The 15702-nt window shown below is 39.9% G+C and carries 12 protein-coding genes; all 12 read left to right on the forward strand.

Annotated elements, in window-relative coordinates; genetic code table 11:
• Positions 1-17 precede the first annotated feature (17 nt).
• The 12 genes from QOW94_RS04725 to QOW94_RS04780 all read left to right on the forward strand — a co-directional run bounded on the left by QOW94_RS04725 (position 18) and on the right by QOW94_RS04780 (position 15671).
• On the forward strand, positions 18-1178 hold the full coding sequence (locus QOW94_RS04725) for an ATP-grasp domain-containing protein (RefSeq protein WP_283679079.1): 1161 nt from the start codon (positions 18-20) through the stop codon (positions 1176-1178).
• Between the two features lie 179 nt (positions 1179-1357).
• Positions 1358-3604, forward strand: a complete 2247-nt coding sequence (gene pcrA, locus QOW94_RS04730; RefSeq protein WP_502867241.1) for a DNA helicase PcrA — start codon at positions 1358-1360, stop codon at positions 3602-3604.
• 32 nt (positions 3605-3636) lie between these two features.
• Positions 3637-5649: an NAD-dependent DNA ligase LigA gene (gene ligA / locus QOW94_RS04735; RefSeq protein ID WP_283679140.1), complete on the forward strand. Its 2013-nt coding sequence runs from the start codon at positions 3637-3639 to the stop codon at positions 5647-5649.
• A gap of 17 nt (positions 5650-5666) precedes the next feature.
• Positions 5667-6788 carry a CamS family sex pheromone protein gene (locus QOW94_RS04740; RefSeq protein ID WP_502867242.1) on the forward strand — a complete coding sequence of 374 codons (1122 nt, stop codon included), beginning with the start codon at positions 5667-5669 and terminating at the stop codon, positions 6786-6788.
• Positions 6789-6847: 59 nt separating this feature from the next.
• On the forward strand, positions 6848-7159 hold the full coding sequence (gene gatC / locus QOW94_RS04745; RefSeq protein ID WP_283679081.1) for an Asp-tRNA(Asn)/Glu-tRNA(Gln) amidotransferase subunit GatC: 312 nt from the start codon (positions 6848-6850) through the stop codon (positions 7157-7159).
• Positions 7159-8622, forward strand: a complete 1464-nt coding sequence (gene gatA, locus QOW94_RS04750; RefSeq protein ID WP_283679082.1) for an Asp-tRNA(Asn)/Glu-tRNA(Gln) amidotransferase subunit GatA — start codon at positions 7159-7161, stop codon at positions 8620-8622. The genes gatC and gatA overlap by 1 nt, the downstream gene beginning before the upstream one ends.
• A complete protein-coding gene (gene gatB / locus QOW94_RS04755) occupies positions 8622-10043 on the forward strand; it encodes an Asp-tRNA(Asn)/Glu-tRNA(Gln) amidotransferase subunit GatB (protein WP_283679084.1) in 1422 nt (473 codons plus the stop codon). Before gatA ends, gatB begins: the two co-directional genes overlap by 1 nt.
• Positions 10044-10063: 20 nt before the next feature.
• Positions 10064-11062, forward strand: a complete 999-nt coding sequence (locus tag QOW94_RS04760; RefSeq protein WP_283679085.1) for a diacylglycerol kinase — start codon at positions 10064-10066, stop codon at positions 11060-11062.
• Positions 11063-11145: 83 nt separating this feature from the next.
• Positions 11146-12513 carry a 23S rRNA (uracil(1939)-C(5))-methyltransferase RlmD gene (gene rlmD, locus QOW94_RS04765; protein ID WP_283679086.1) on the forward strand — a complete coding sequence of 456 codons (1368 nt, stop codon included), beginning with the start codon at positions 11146-11148 and terminating at the stop codon, positions 12511-12513.
• A gap of 201 nt (positions 12514-12714) precedes the next feature.
• Positions 12715-13914 (forward strand): quaternary amine ABC transporter ATP-binding protein, encoded by a 1200-nt coding sequence (locus tag QOW94_RS04770; RefSeq protein ID WP_283679087.1) that lies wholly within the window; start codon positions 12715-12717, stop codon positions 13912-13914.
• On the forward strand, positions 13907-14755 hold the full coding sequence (locus QOW94_RS04775; RefSeq protein WP_283679088.1) for an ABC transporter permease: 849 nt from the start codon (positions 13907-13909) through the stop codon (positions 14753-14755). Before QOW94_RS04770 ends, QOW94_RS04775 begins: the two co-directional genes overlap by 8 nt.
• Positions 14756-14762: 7 nt before the next feature.
• A complete protein-coding gene (locus QOW94_RS04780; protein WP_502867243.1) occupies positions 14763-15671 on the forward strand; it encodes a glycine betaine ABC transporter substrate-binding protein in 909 nt (302 codons plus the stop codon).
• Positions 15672-15702: the final 31 nt, after the last annotated feature.

The raw sequence follows: 15702 nt of genomic DNA on the forward strand, positions 1-15702 counted from the left end.
AGAAAGAAGTGAGTGGGTTGGCCAATAATAATTATCTATATCCAAACCAAGTAATTGGAATTATCGGGGAAAGTTTTAGCAACCTCTCACTTGTAAGTGCTGCTAAAAAAATGGGCTTCAAAGTAGCTTTGTATAGTAAGGACGATGAGTCCGACGTAGCTCAATTATCTGACTACAATTATGTTGGAAGTTATGCGGATGAGGAATCGTTAAAGATGTTTGCTGAACGATGCGACATTGTTATCTATAACAACGACCAAATCAGTGCATCTGTAATTGACTATATTTCCCAGTACACTAACGTTCCGCAGCAATCGACCTTACTAGATATTAATCAAGATCGATTAATGGAACGGAGCTTTTTTGAAACGTTAAATATCAATATGGTCCCTTATTCAACTATCATCAACCTTGAGGACTTATATCAGTCCCTAAATTCGATTGGGTATCCAGCGATTTTAAAGCCAATTCAAAAGGGAATCGCTGGCACTAGGGAGTTACTGATTCGTAACCAAACGGACGTGGTTGGAGCGTCAGGATTACTAGATTTAGGAACATATATTTTGGAGTCGTACGTTAAGCACGACATTGACTACACGGTAGTTGCCACTAGAAGTGCTGATGGGAATCGAATCATCTTCCCAGTGGTTGAAGATATGTATGATGAGAATCGATTGGTTACTTCTTTCACGCCTGCGAAAATTAATGGTAGTTTGGAAAAGGAAATAACCCGGATAACTAATGAAATTGCTAATAATTTAGATTATGTTGGGACATTCGAAGTTTCGTTCTTTGTGTCTGAGGGTGGCTCAATTTACATCAACAAGATAGCACCTAACCTTGGAATGGCAGGTCTTGTCTTCGAGTATGCGTTAAGCATTGGTCAGTTTGAGCAACATTTAAGAGCAGTTGCTGGCTTACCACTTTCAAAACCAATCAAGGGAATTCCGACAGTTTTACAAGCAATTTTCAAAAATGATTATGCGCGAATCAAAACGCAGTGGGTAATTAAGGATAATTGGCATTTCAGTTTTTATGGAATTGATAGTGATACGAGTTCACCGATTGGTCATATTTTGATTCCAACAGAATCAATTCCTGATACTCTGATGCAACTTGAAGGAACCAATATTTGGAGCCAGGTTGATTTTAAATCGAAGTATGAAAAAATGAGATAGCTTATAGTTATCGATAGATATAAATTTAATAACGACAACTAATGGGTAAATATTTTCTTGATGGAAATAGTTGCCCATTTTTGCTGATTTATCAAGTGATTTGACCCTAATTCCGCTCGTGAATGGGCAAGCGAAGAACCACTATTTTTGATATAATTGATTGGATAATTGACGAGAGGATGAAACTTAAATTGGCTGATACAGAATTGATTGATGGCTTGAATACAGAGCAAAAGGATGCGGTTGTTCATACTGAGGGGCCTGTTCTTATTATGGCAGGGGCAGGAAGTGGAAAGACCCGGGTGCTAACACATCGAATTGCATACATTATTGAGCATAATCACGTAAAACCATGGAATATTTTGGCGATTACGTTTACAAACAAAGCTGCCCGTGAGATGAGAGAACGGGTTTCAAAGCTCTTAGAAGAAAGTGGAAATGATGTTTGGGTTTCCACATTTCATGCTCTTTGTGTTCAAATTTTAAGAAGAAACATTGATTTATTGGGATATAATAGGGCATTTACAATCGCAGACACTAGTGAACAAAGAACATTAGTTAAGCGAATCCTCACTGATTTAAACATTGACCCCAAGAAATTTGATCCAAGATCAATTCTTTCTGCCATTTCAAACGCTAAAAATGATTTACTGATCCCAGAAGAGTATCGAAAATCAGCTCGGAGCCCGTTTGAAAGTATTGTTGCTGACGTCTATGAACGCTACCAAGCTGAACTAAAGCGGAATCAATCTCTCGACTTTGACGATTTAATAATGATTACGATTGAGCTATTTCAGCAGCATGAAGATGTTTTAGGGTATTATCAAGAAAAATTCAAGTATATTCACGTTGATGAGTACCAAGATACAAACGAAGCTCAGTACCAACTAGTTACGATGTTAGCTAAAAAGTATCGTAATATCTGTGTTGTTGGTGATGCTGACCAGAGTATCTACGGTTGGCGTGGTGCAAATATGCAAAACATTCTTAATTTTAAGGATGATTACAAGGATGCCCACGTTACAATGCTGGAACAGAATTATCGATCAACCAAAACAGTTCTTGATGCTGCTAATGCGGTGATCGCTAATAACGATGACCGCGAGGATAAGAATCTGTGGACTGAGAATGATCAAGGCGATAAAATTTCTTACTACCGTGGTCAAACCGAGATGGATGAGGCTCGCTACGTTGTTTCTAATATTCAAAAGGAAGTTGCTAAGAACAATCAGGATTATGATAATATTGCTATCCTGTACCGGACAAACGCGCAATCACGGGTAATGGAAGAAACGCTGCTTAAATCTAATATTCCGTACACAATGGTCGGTGGTCATAAGTTCTATGATCGAAAAGAAATTCGGGATATTTTGGCGTACTTAACTTTAATTGCTAATCCTCTCGATTCGCTTAGCTTTGAGCGGGTGGTTAATGAACCTAAGCGTGGAATTGGTCAGACAAGTCTTAACAAACTTAGAGATTTTGCAAATGACCAGCGTTGGGGCATGTTAGAAGCTGCAATGAATGTTGATTTAGCAAATGATATCTCAGCTAGGGCCAAGAATTCATTGGTTGAGTTTGCCGACGCGATTAAAGCAATTGCTGATCAAGCCGATAAACTAACCATATCCGAATTAGTTGATGAAATTCTTGATAAGACAGGCTATATGGCTACCTTGAAGGCATCCAAGAGTCTCGAATCACAATCCCGAATTGAAAACTTGGAAGAATTCATGACGGTAACTCAGAAATATGATGACAACAATAGTGATGAGCTTGGCCTGGATAATTTGGTTAACTTTCTCAATGATTTAGCGCTAGTTTCAGATCAAGATGACATCGATGATGATAATAAAGCCGTTACCTTGATGACACTCCATGCGGCAAAGGGACTAGAATTTCCAATTGTCTTTATCATCGGAATGGAAGAGGGACTGTTTCCACTCTCCAGAGCTGCCGCCGATAATGATGAACTTCAAGAAGAGCGCCGGTTGGCATACGTGGGAATCACCAGGGCCAAGAAAAAATTATACATTACCAATGCTTATTCACGGACTCTTTATGGTCGCCGGCAAGCGAATCCGCAGTCACGGTTCATTGAGGAGATTACTCCAGAACTAATTAAAAACGAGAACGTTGATAATGGGCAGACAAGTCAAATCAAGACACCGTTTGACCGGAAAACCGACAGAGCGTTTGCAAAGACGTATCATCGGCCAGACAAGGTTGTTGAAAAGCCAAAGGAAACCGGTGCAAATAAGAAAGCCTGGGCAGTTGGTGATAAGGTTTCGCATAAAGCATGGGGAACTGGTACTGTCGTCAAAATCTCAGGTGATGGTGAAGATATGGAATTAGACATTGCCTTTGATCAACAAGGTATTAAGCGTTTATTAGCCGCATTTGCACCAATTACTAAAGCTGAATAAAAAAGAGGGGATTTTACGTGGCATCTGATGGAATGGATAAGCGAACAGCTGCTAAAACTGCCGCTGAACTTCGGGAAAAATTAAACAAGTGGGCAGATGAATACTACACTCATGATGCACCAAGCGTTGAAGATTCGGTGTATGACGCAGCTTATCGGCAATTAACAGAAATAGAGAATGAATATCCAGAAGTCATTACGTCTGATTCCCCAACCCAGCAAGTTGGAGATAACACTCTCCCTGGGTTTACTAAGGTCGTTCACGAAATCCCGATGTTATCTTTGGGGGATGTTTTTTCAAAGGACGAGCTGAGTGGCTTTATCAACCGATTAGCGGAAACGGACTCAGTTCCATTTGAATATAACTGTGAGCTAAAAATTGACGGGTTGGCTATCTCGCTACGCTATGAAAATGGGATTTTTGTTCAAGGGTCTACTCGTGGAAATGGTCAAATCGGTGAGGATATTACCGAAAACCTAAAAACAATCAAATCAATTCCCCAAAAGCTTAACAAGCCAGTAACTATTGAGGTTAGGGGCGAGTGCTACATGCCGAAAAAGTCATTTGTTGATTTAAATGATGCCCGCCAACGGGATGGCCAGACACCTTTTGCCAACCCAAGGAATGCCGCTGCTGGGAGTTTGCGCCAATTAGATCCTAAGGAAACTGCTAAACGGAAGCTAAGCACTTTTATGTACAATGTTGCTGATTATGATGATCTGGAGACTAATACGCAAAGCGGATTGTTAGAAGAACTAAAGGCACTTGGGTTTGAAACCAATCCTGGTTATCAGGTTGCTAATAACTTTGATGATGTATCCAGTTATATTGATAAATATCAAGAGAAAAGAGATTCCCTTGCATATGGAATCGACGGGATAGTAATTAAAGTCAATGATTTAAACCTACATCGAACTCTAGGTGCAACGGTTAAAGTGCCTCGGTGGGCAATTGCGTTTAAATTTCCACCTGAAGAGGCAGAAACGATTGTAACGGATATTGAATGGACAGTTGGCCGGACGGGGGTTGTTACTCCAACGGCGGTAATGAATCCAGTAATCCTTGCAGGAACCACCGTTTCTAGGGCGTCTCTTCATAATCCGGATTATCTTGAAGAAAAGGATATTCGAATAGGTGATACCGTAAAACTCCATAAGGCTGGTGACATAATTCCTGAGATTTCAAATTATGTTGAATCCAAGCGACTACAAGATTCAGAAAAATATTTGATTCCAACCAAGTGTCCATCTTGTGGCTCTGAGTTAGTTCATCTTGATGATGAGGTCGCTCTTAGGTGTATCAACCCGATGTGCCCAGCACAGTTGACAGAGGGCTTAACTCACTTTGCTTCTCGTAATGCGATGAATATTGACGGCCTTGGCCCTAAGATCATCGGCCAGTTGTTTTCCAAGAAGTTATTAACTGATGTAAGTGGTTTATACGAATTAAATTTCGAAGATTTATTAACATTAGACAAGTTTGGCGAAAAATCGGCAACTAACTTACTTGAATCTATTAACAATAGTCGGCAAAACTCACTTGAACGACTGCTATTTGGATTGGGAATTAGACATGTTGGTGCAAAAGCTGCTCGGTTAATTGCGCAAAAGTTTAAGAATATTGATGAAATTATTAAAGCTGATGCGGAGACTATTGCACAAATTGATACAATGGGTATGATTATTGCTGATAGTGTTGTTACTTACTTTTCAATGCCTGAGTCGATATCACTGATTGAAAAGTTAAAATCAGTTGGTGTTAATATGGATTATCTTGGTGTTAGTGAAGAAGAACTCGAGAGTGAAGACTCATTCTTTAGTGGCAAAAAGGTCGTTTTGACTGGGAAGTTGGAAACAATGACTAGGGGAGATGCCTCCTCATGGTTGACTAACCATGGTGCCAAGGTAACCAGTTCTGTTTCTAAAAATACTGATTTAGTAATTGTCGGGACGGATCCAGGAAGTAAGTACGATAAGGCGGTTAAGCTAGATATTCCCGTTTGGGAAGAAAGCCGATTTAGTGATGAAATGAACCAGGAAAGTTAGTTCGGAGGATAAATTTCGTGAAAAAAATAGTTCTATCCATCTCAATAATGTTGTGTGGAATTTTACTGGCAGCGTGTGGTAGTGCGGATAATCTTAAGTCTGATAATACATCTGATACGAGCAAAAAGACTCAACTGACGGGACAAACTAACAAGGGATACTACCAAGGAGTCATTAAAAATGGCCATTATCAAACCAGTAAATCCCGTGGAGTTAGTGTTTCTCAAATTTCAAACCAGTTTAATATCAAAGGGTTTGAGAATGGTTTGCTAGATATTTCAAAGGATCAGTTTTCAACAAATAAATATGTTTTCCAAGAAGGTCAGTATTTATCGACTGGCACGGTTACTAATTGGCTGGGAAGAAAGACCAAAAAGAATCCTACTGGTCTAAATCCAACTAGTAAGAATTCAGCAACTCCTAGTTATTTGGCTCAAATCAATGAGATGGACTTTATGACCCAGCAGGGAAAGAAGTTATCCTTGTCGGGAATGACAATTGGGCTAGGTATTAATTCGGTTTATTATTACAAAAAAACTACTGATGGACCAACGTACTCTAAGGATTTAACTAATGCTCAAATTCAAAGCCAAGGTAAGGAAATTGCTAATAAAGTACTTCAACGGCTTAGAGCTAAGAAGTCACTGAAGAATATTCCAATTGTGATTGCGTTGTATAAACAAGCATCTGACGATAGTTTGGTTGGTGGAAATTTCTTCAGTTATTCAGTCAATAACTCTAATAGTAAAACCGTTTCTGATTGGAAGAAAATTAATCAGAAGAACTACGTCTTTCCAATCCAATCTGGAAAGAAAACTCCTAATAAAAATGATGAAGATGCATTTGAGAACTTTAAATCACAGATTCAATCATTTTTCCCTAATCTAAGTGGAGTAACAGCTCAAGCTCAGTACACTGATGGTACGCTATCAGGGATGAACGTGAATATTACAACTCAATTTTACAGCCAGACTGAGATTATTAGTTTTACCCAGTATGTACAGCAAGCAGCTCAGAAGTATTTGCCAGGAACAGCACCAATCGATATTCAGATTCAATCGACGAATGATATTCAAAGTTTCTTGAGTCGTGGTTCGGGCGAGAAGAGCTTCTCAGCCCACATCTTTAATAGTTATTGATTTAGAGCTTAGTTTATATGGTAAAATGACAAATGTTATATAGGAAAGGACGATGAGCGATGAGTGAACAAATTTCTGAAGATCAAGTGAAGCACGTTGCGGAACTTGCAAAACTAAAAATCGATGATGATCAGCTGCCATACTTTACTACGCAGTTAGATAAGATTATCGGTTTATTTGAAACACTGAGTGAGGTAGATACCGATGGGGTTGAGCCTACCAGCAGTGTGACTGATCAGCTTAACACAATGCGGGAGGACGTAGCTGATAACTGGAATCAACGTGAAGAATTATTAGCTAATGCTCCCGATGCCGAGAAAGGCTATATTAAGGTGCCATCAATCATCGATGAAAGTGGGGATAACGAATAATGAACTATTTTGATCACTCACTAAGTGATATCCATGAACAATTAGTTAAAAAGGAAATCACATCCGAGGACCTAACTAAGGAAACATTGAGTAACATCCATGAAGTCGATAATGATATCAATGCCTTTATTACAATTGATGATGAAGGTGCTTTGGCAAAGGCTAAGAAGGCTGATGAAAAGGGAATCGACGCAGATAACCTATTGTCAGGAATGCCAGTAGCAATCAAGGATAATCTTGTTACCAAAGGTTTAAAGACAACTGCCGCTTCAAAGATTCTTGAAAACTTCAAACCAATCTATACTGCAACCGCAGTTGAAAAGTTGGAGGCATTGAACGCCGTAAACGTTGGTAAAACCAACATGGATGAGTTTGCCATGGGTGGATCAACTGAAAATTCAGCTTTTAAGATTACTCACAACCCTTGGGATACTACTAAGGTTCCTGGTGGTTCATCAGGTGGATCAGCCGCGTCAGTTGCAGCTGGTGAAGTATTGGTAGCTCTTGGTTCGGATACTGGTGGTTCAATCAGACAACCAGCTTCATTTAACGGAGTTGTTGGAATGAAGCCTACATACGGCCGAGTTTCACGTTGGGGCCTAATTGCCTTTGGTTCATCTCTCGATCAAATTGGTCCGATTACTAGAAACGTGGCAGATAATGCAACTGTCCTTAACGCAATTTCAGGTCATGATACTCACGATATGACAAGTTCGACCAAAGATGTCCCAGACTTTACCAGCACTCTAAACAGTGGGGTAAAGGGGCTTAGAATTGGAATTCCTAAGGAGTTCATGGCTGCCGGAATTAACGACGATGTTAAAAAAGTTGTCTTAGATGCTGCTGAAACTTATAAAAAACTTGGCGCCACAGTTGAGGAAGTTTCGTTACCTCACACAAAGTATGGGGTTGCGGCTTATTACATCATTTCTTCATCAGAAGCATCATCAAACTTGCAACGATTTGATGGAATTCGCTACGGCCATCGTTCACAAGATGCTAAGAATCTTGAGGAACTTTACGTTAAATCTCGGTCTGAAGGCTTTGGTGATGAAGTTAAACGTCGGATCATGCTCGGAACCTTCTCATTGTCAGCTGGGTTTTACGATGCATACTTTAAGAAGGCAGCTCAAGTAAGAACGTTGATGATCAATGACTTTACAAATGCCTTTAAAGACTTTGATTTGATTTTAGCTCCAACTGCCCCAACTCCAGCTTATGGAATTGGTGAAGATGTGTCTGATCCAATGACGATGTACATGAATGATGTTTTGACATTACCAGTTAACCTTGCAGGATTACCAGGAATGTCAATTCCAGCTGGATTCTCAAACGGATTACCAGTCGGTGTTCAATTGATTGGTCGACCATACGATGAACTTACAATTTACCAAGCCGGAAATGCATTCGAACAAAGCACCGACTTTCATAAGCAAACACCAAAGATGGGAGGAAACAACTAATGAATTTTGAAACAACGATTGGACTAGAAGTCCACGTAGAGCTCAAAACAAATTCAAAGATTTTTAGTCCTTCTCCAGTAGAATTTGGTGATGATCCAAACTCAAACACTAACGTTATTGATTGGGGTTATCCTGGAGTTTTGCCTTCTACCAATAAGGGAGTTGTTGAATCAGGAATCAAGGCAGCCTTAGCTTTGCATGCTGATATCGAAAGACATCCTCATTTTGATCGGAAGAACTACTTTTACCCAGATAATCCAAAAGCTTACCAAATCACTGAATCAGAAACACCACTTGGCCACGATGGCTGGGTTGAAATTGACGTTGATGGTAAGAAGAAAAAAATCGGAATTGCCGAGATGCATATCGAAGAAGATGCCGGTAAAAACACCCACGGTGATGGCTATTCATACGTTGATTTAAACCGTCAGGGTACGCCACTTGTTGAAATCGTTTCTAAGCCCGATATTGCTTCTCCCGATGAGGCATATGCCTACCTTGAAGAATTACGTCAACAGATTCAGTTTACTGGAATCTCGGACGTTAAAATGGAAGAAGGATCAATGCGGGTTGACGTTAACATCTCGATTCGTCCAGTTGGCCAGAAGGAGTACGGTGTTAAGACTGAGTTGAAGAACTTAAACTCATTCAATTACGTTCGCAAAGGCCTTGCTTACGAAGAACAACGCCAACAACGAGTTTTAATGTCTGGTGGAACGATTCGTCAGGAAACAAGACGATTCGATGAAACTACTGGTCAAACGATTTTGATGCGGGTTAAGGAAGGTTCTGACGATTATCGTTACTTCCCAGAACCAGATTTACCCGTACTAGATATTTCGCAAGATTGGATCGATTCAATTAATTCTGAAATGCCTGAAGCTCCTGGAAAACGTCGTGATCGTTACGTAAATGAATTAGGAATTACTGATTACGATGCTATGGTTTTGACTCAGACTAAGGAAATGTCAGATTTCTATGACCAAATGATTGCTCAGGGGGCTGACGCTAAGTTAGCTGCCAATTACCTTCAGGGTGATGTAAATGCCTATCTGAATGATAATCAAGTCGATTTACAGAATACTGATATTACGCCAGAACACCTAGCTACTATGGTTAAGTTGATTACTGATGGAACGATTTCATCTAAGATGGCCAAAAAGGTCTTTAAGGCAGTTACTCAAGGCAAAGAGCCTAAGCAATTCGTTGAAGAAAAGGGAATGGTTCAACTGTCAGATCCTGCCAAACTTCAACCAATCGTTGATGAGGTAGTTGCTGCAAATCCTCAATCAGTTGAAGATTTCCATAATGGTAAGGATCGGGCCATTGGCTTCTTGGTTGGTCAAATTATGAAACAAACACAAGGTAAAGCCAACCCACAAGTGGTTAACAAATTACTAGTAGATACTATGAATAAGTAAAGAGAAACAGAGGTTTAGGGATGCGAAAACGTGCCAGAATCATATATAATCCTACATCCGGAAGAGAGCTAGTTAAGCAAAAACTCGTTGATATTCTTAATGTTTTTGAACAAGCAGGATACGAAACGAGCGCTTTTGCTACGACTCCAGCAGAAAATTCGGCTAGGGATGAGGCACATCGAGCAGGTAAGGACGGTTTTGATTTAATCGTTGCTGCGGGTGGTGACGGAACCATCAATGAAGTTGTTAATGGAGTCGCTCCATTAAAGAAACGACCAAAGATGGCAATTATTCCCGCGGGAACAACTAATGACTACGCTAGGGCGTTGCATATTCCACGCGAAGATCCGGTTGAAGCTGCCAAGGTTGTTTTGAAAAATCAGACTATTAATATGGATATTGGTAAGGCAGGAAAGAGTTATTTTATCAATATTGCAGCGGGCGGTCTGCTGACAGAACTTACCTACGATGTCCCTTCCAATCTTAAAACGGTTTTTGGGTATCTAGCATACCTGGTTAAGGGTGCTGAGTTATTACCAAGAATTAAGCTGATTGATATGGATATAAAGTATGATGATGGGGAATTTAAGGGAAAAGCCTCGATGTTCTTCCTGGCGTTAACCAATTCTGTTGGTGGGTTTGAACAGATTGTCCCAGATGCATCATTGGACGATGGCAAATTTACGCTGATCATTGTTAAGACTGCAAATCTAGTTGAAATTTTGCATCTAGTTTCTAAAGTCTTTAACGGTGGGAGCCATGTGAATGACCCTAGGATAATTTACAAAAAGACTCGTCAAGTTACCGCCAAACCGGTTCATGATCGGATGCAAATTAATCTTGATGGTGAATACGGTGGAGATGCACCAATGAAGTTTACTAATTTAAAGCAACATATTGCTATATTTGCGGACACGGATTCAATTCCAAACGAAGCATATGAGAACGATGAAGACCTGCTTTTTGCGGAAAAGAACTTTGTCGAGAATGTTGATCGTATCCCCGACGCAGATAAGTGATATAATTCAATAGGATTTTTAAAATTGCGATTCGAAAAATTCGTTTCGCAGTTTTTGTTTTTTTAGAATGAAAAGGTGGATAAATGAAAATAGAAGTACCAGTTGAAAAGAATGAACAGTATGAAGTAACTATCGATGACTTAACTTATGAAGGAATGGGAGTAGCCAAAATTGACGACTTCCCAATCTTTATTGAAAATACGCTGCCAACCGAAAAGGCGTTGATTCAAGTTATTAAAGTAAAGAAGAGCTTTGCTTATGGTCGACTTATCAAGTTGATCACTAAAAGCAAGGATAGAGTGGAGCTTGTCAACAAGACATACACTCAAACTGGGATTGCCCCACTACAGCATTTGGCTTATGAATCACAACTAAAGTTTAAGCAGCATCAAATTGAAGTTGATTTTCAAAAGGCTAAGTATCCAGTGGAAGTAGACCCAACGATTGGGATGGAAAAGCCTTATCAATATCGAAACAAGGCTCAAATTCCTGTCCGCAACGTTGATGGCCAGCTTGAAACCGGATTCTATCGGCGCCATTCTCACGATTTGGTTCCAATTGAGGACTTTTATATTCAGGATCCTAAAATCGATGAGGCAATTATCATTGTTCGGGATATTCTTAGAAAATTTGAAGTACCAGCATATGATGAAATCAAACATACAGGCGTTATCAGAAACGTCATGGTTCGCCGTGGCCATTACTCTGGTGAAATGATGATTGTTTTGATCACAAGAACTAAGAAGTTGCCTAGTGGTGATCAGATTGTTGAAGAAATTCGCAAGCAATTGCCTGAAATCAATAGTATTGTCCAAAACATCAATGAAAAGAAAACTAACGCATTGATGGGTCGGAAAAATGTTGTCCTATTTGGTTCAGAGAAAATCATTGATAAGTTGATGGGGTTGATGTTTGAAATCTCACCAACCTCGTTTTATCAAGTTAATCCGGTTCAAACCGAAAAGCTTTATTCGTTAGCAATTGAAAAGGCTAAACTTAATAAAGATGATGTTGTTATTGATGCCTACTGTGGTATTGGTACGATTTCGTTAGCCGTCGCAAAGAAAGTTAAGCAAGTTTACGGAGTCGAAGTGGTTGAAGATGCGGTTCGGGATGCTAAACGTAACGCTAAGCTTAATGGCCTTGATAACGTTAGATTTGTTGCCAATCGGGCAGAAACCCAGATGGCCGAATGGCAAAAGCAGGGAATCAAACCTGACGTTGTGATTGTTGACCCACCTCGTAAGGGATTAGATGCTTCGTTGATCGATAGTATCGATGAAATGAATCCTGAACGTGTGGTTTACGTCTCTTGCAACCCAGCAACTCTTACTAGGGATGTTAAGTTATTTGCTGATAAGGGATATAAATTGAATCAACCAATCCAACCGGTCGATCAGTTCCCACAAACTACTCATATCGAATCAATTTCAGTTCTTGAAAGAGTGTAATATAATAAAAGAGTAATGACGCAAACGTGCGTCGTTGCTCTTTTTTTGTTGAACTTTTTTAAAATTAGGAAACCCTTGACCTATAAGTAGTTAGCGCTTAAACATAAGTAGTTATTTATTATAATCATTTGAATTTAAAATAGATATTTGTTACGGTATCATAGTTAACTTTTTTTACTATAGAAATGTAAGGAGGAGCACATGACAAAAAAACTTCAAGTGCAAAATCTTACCAAGATATTTGGAAGACGAATTCCCCGAGCACAAGAATTGCTCAAAGAGGGAAAGAAAAAAGCAGAAATTCTCGAACAAACCGGTGCAACAGTTGGGGTCAGTGACGCTAGCTTTGATGTCGATGAGGGAGAGATTTTTGTTATTATGGGACTTTCCGGAAGTGGAAAGTCAACCATGATTAGAATGATCAACAGATTGATTGAGCCAACTTCGGGGTCAATCAAAATTGACGGTCAAGATTTGACACAATTAAGTAAAAAGGAATTATTAGACGTTAGACGGACTAAGATGAGTATGGTTTTCCAGGGATTTGCCTTATTCCCAAACAGAAGTATTTTAGACAACACTGCTTATGGCTTGGAAATCAAGGGTGTTGATAGAGATACCCGCCGGAAAAAGGCTCATGATGCCCTTGAACTAGTTGGTCTTCATGGCTATGATAATCAATTACCCACTCAACTTTCTGGTGGGATGCAACAACGGGTTGGGTTGGCGAGAGCATTAGCTAACGATTCTGAAATCCTGTTAATGGACGAAGCTTTCTCAGCTCTTGATCCATTAAACCGAAAAGACATGCAGGATGAACTTCTTGATTTACAGGAAAATCTGCATAAAACAATCGTTTTTATTTCTCATGATTTGAACGAAGCCTTACGAATTGGTGACAGAATCATGATTATGAAAGACGGTGAAGTTATTCAGACTGGAACGCCAGAAGAAATTTTGACTCAACCAGCTGATGAATACGTTGAACGATTCATTGAGGATGTTGATAGAACTAAGGTCCTTACCGCTGAAAATGTCATGATTCGACCAAACACTGTCAACATTGAAAAAGATGGTCCGCGGATTGCAATTCGCCGGATGCAGGAAAATGAAATTTCTTCAGTCTATGTTGTTAACAATAAACGTGAGTTTGTTGGTTTAGTTGACGCTCGTCACGCCATGGACCTAATTAAAAAAGGTGAAAAGAAGCTGGATTCAATCGTTGAGACTGATATTCCAACTACATCTCCAGACACACCAATTACTGAAATTATGGATCAGATTTCAAGTACACCATTTCCATATGCGGTTGTTGATGATAATAATCATTTACTTGGAATCATTATTAGAGGTGCTGTTCTTGGAGCAATTTCAGGAAACGAGGTGACTGTAGATGAATAACATTCCGCAAATACCAATTTCAAAATGGATTGATAGTTTGGTTGACTGGCTTGCTAGTTTTGAAGGATTTTTCAACGCCATTACCAACTTTATCGGTGGAATTATCGATGGCTTTCAATGGGTCTTTGACTTAATTCCAGCTTGGCTGTTCATTATCTTAACGGTCGCCCTAACTTACTGGGTAACCAGAAAAATGAAGCACTGGCCATTGATCACGTTTGAAATTCTGGGCCTGCTTTACGTGTGGAACCAAGGATTTTGGCGCGATATGACTCAAACCCTAACTTTGGTGTTGACCTCAAGTATTATTGCGTTAGTCGTTGGAGTTCCACTAGGAATTTTGATGGCAAAATCTGATATCTTCAGGACTATTAACATGCCAATCCTGGACTTCATGCAGACCATGCCCGCTTTCGTTTATTTAATTCCAGCCGTTGCTTTCTTCGGTATTGGAATGGTTCCTGGGGTAATCGCCTCAGTTATCTTCGCAATGCCACCAACAGTTCGGATGACAAACTTAGGAATCCGCCAAGTACCAACTGATTTGATTGAAGCTGCTGACTCATATGGGTCGACTTCTTGGCAAAAACTGATTAAGGTTCAGTTACCGTTAGCTAAGTCAACCTTGATGGCAGGGGTTAACCAAAGCTTGATGCTTTCCCTTTCTATGGTTGTTATTGCGTCAATGATTGGTGCAATGGGATTAGGAAACAAGGTCTACTTTGCTGTTGGTAGAAACGATGCTGGTGGCGGTTTTGCTGCCGGATTAGCAATCGTTATTTTGGCAATTATCCTTGATCGGGTTACTCAAGCACTGAATAAAGACAAAACAAAGTCGTAAGGAGGGGATCGTTATTTTAAAGAAGATCGCTAAATTATTGGCATTTGTTGGTGTAATAAGTTTTGTAGTAGTTTTGGCTGGCTGCACTTCTCAAGTTGCTAAGTACAATCCAAAGGAATCCGTTGGGAAACAAGTAGATTATACGATCACTGGTATTGATGCCGGTGCTGGTGAGATGGCTACTACCCAAAAGGCACTTAAAGTCTATGGGTTGGAACAGCATAAATGGCAGTTACAGGCCAGTTCAACGGCTGCAATGACCAGTACACTAGACAAGAAGTACAAGAAGAAGCAACCAATCGTGGTTACTGGCTGGCAACCCCATTGGATGTTCACTAAGTATAAGTTGAAATTCTTAAAGGATCCTAAAAACGTCTATGGTAGTTCAGAAAACATCATGACGATTGCTCGTAAGGGACTAAAGAAGGACAAGCCAGAAGCTTACCAAATGCTATCTCGGTTCAAATGGACTCCAAAGCAGATGTCCTCCGTTATGATTAAGGTTAATAACGGAATGGCTCCTGAAAAGGCAGCTAAACAGTGGATCAAGGCTAATAAGAAGCAAGTTGATAGCTGGACTAAGGGAATCAAGCATGTTAAGAATGTACCGTTTAAGATGACTTACGTTGCCTGGGATTCAGAAATTGCTTCTAACAATGTTGTTGCTCAAGTGTTGAAGTCGCTCGGATATAAAGTCACGATTCAGGCGATGGAAATGCAACCAATGTGGGCATCAGTTGCAACCAATGCTGCTGACGCTATGGTAAGTGCTTGGCTTCCAAACACGGCCAAAACTTATTACGAAGATTATAAGAGCAAAATCGACGTTGTGGGTACCAACCTTAAAGGTGCCAAAGTTGGGCTCGCAGTGCCAACCTATATGACTACGGTTAATTCGATTGAAGATTTAAAATAGCTCAATAGAAAAATATTAACTTTAATAGTAG

This window comes from Lentilactobacillus sp. Marseille-Q4993 (genome assembly GCF_951230165.1).
Lineage (GTDB): Bacteria > Bacillota > Bacilli > Lactobacillales > Lactobacillaceae > Lentilactobacillus.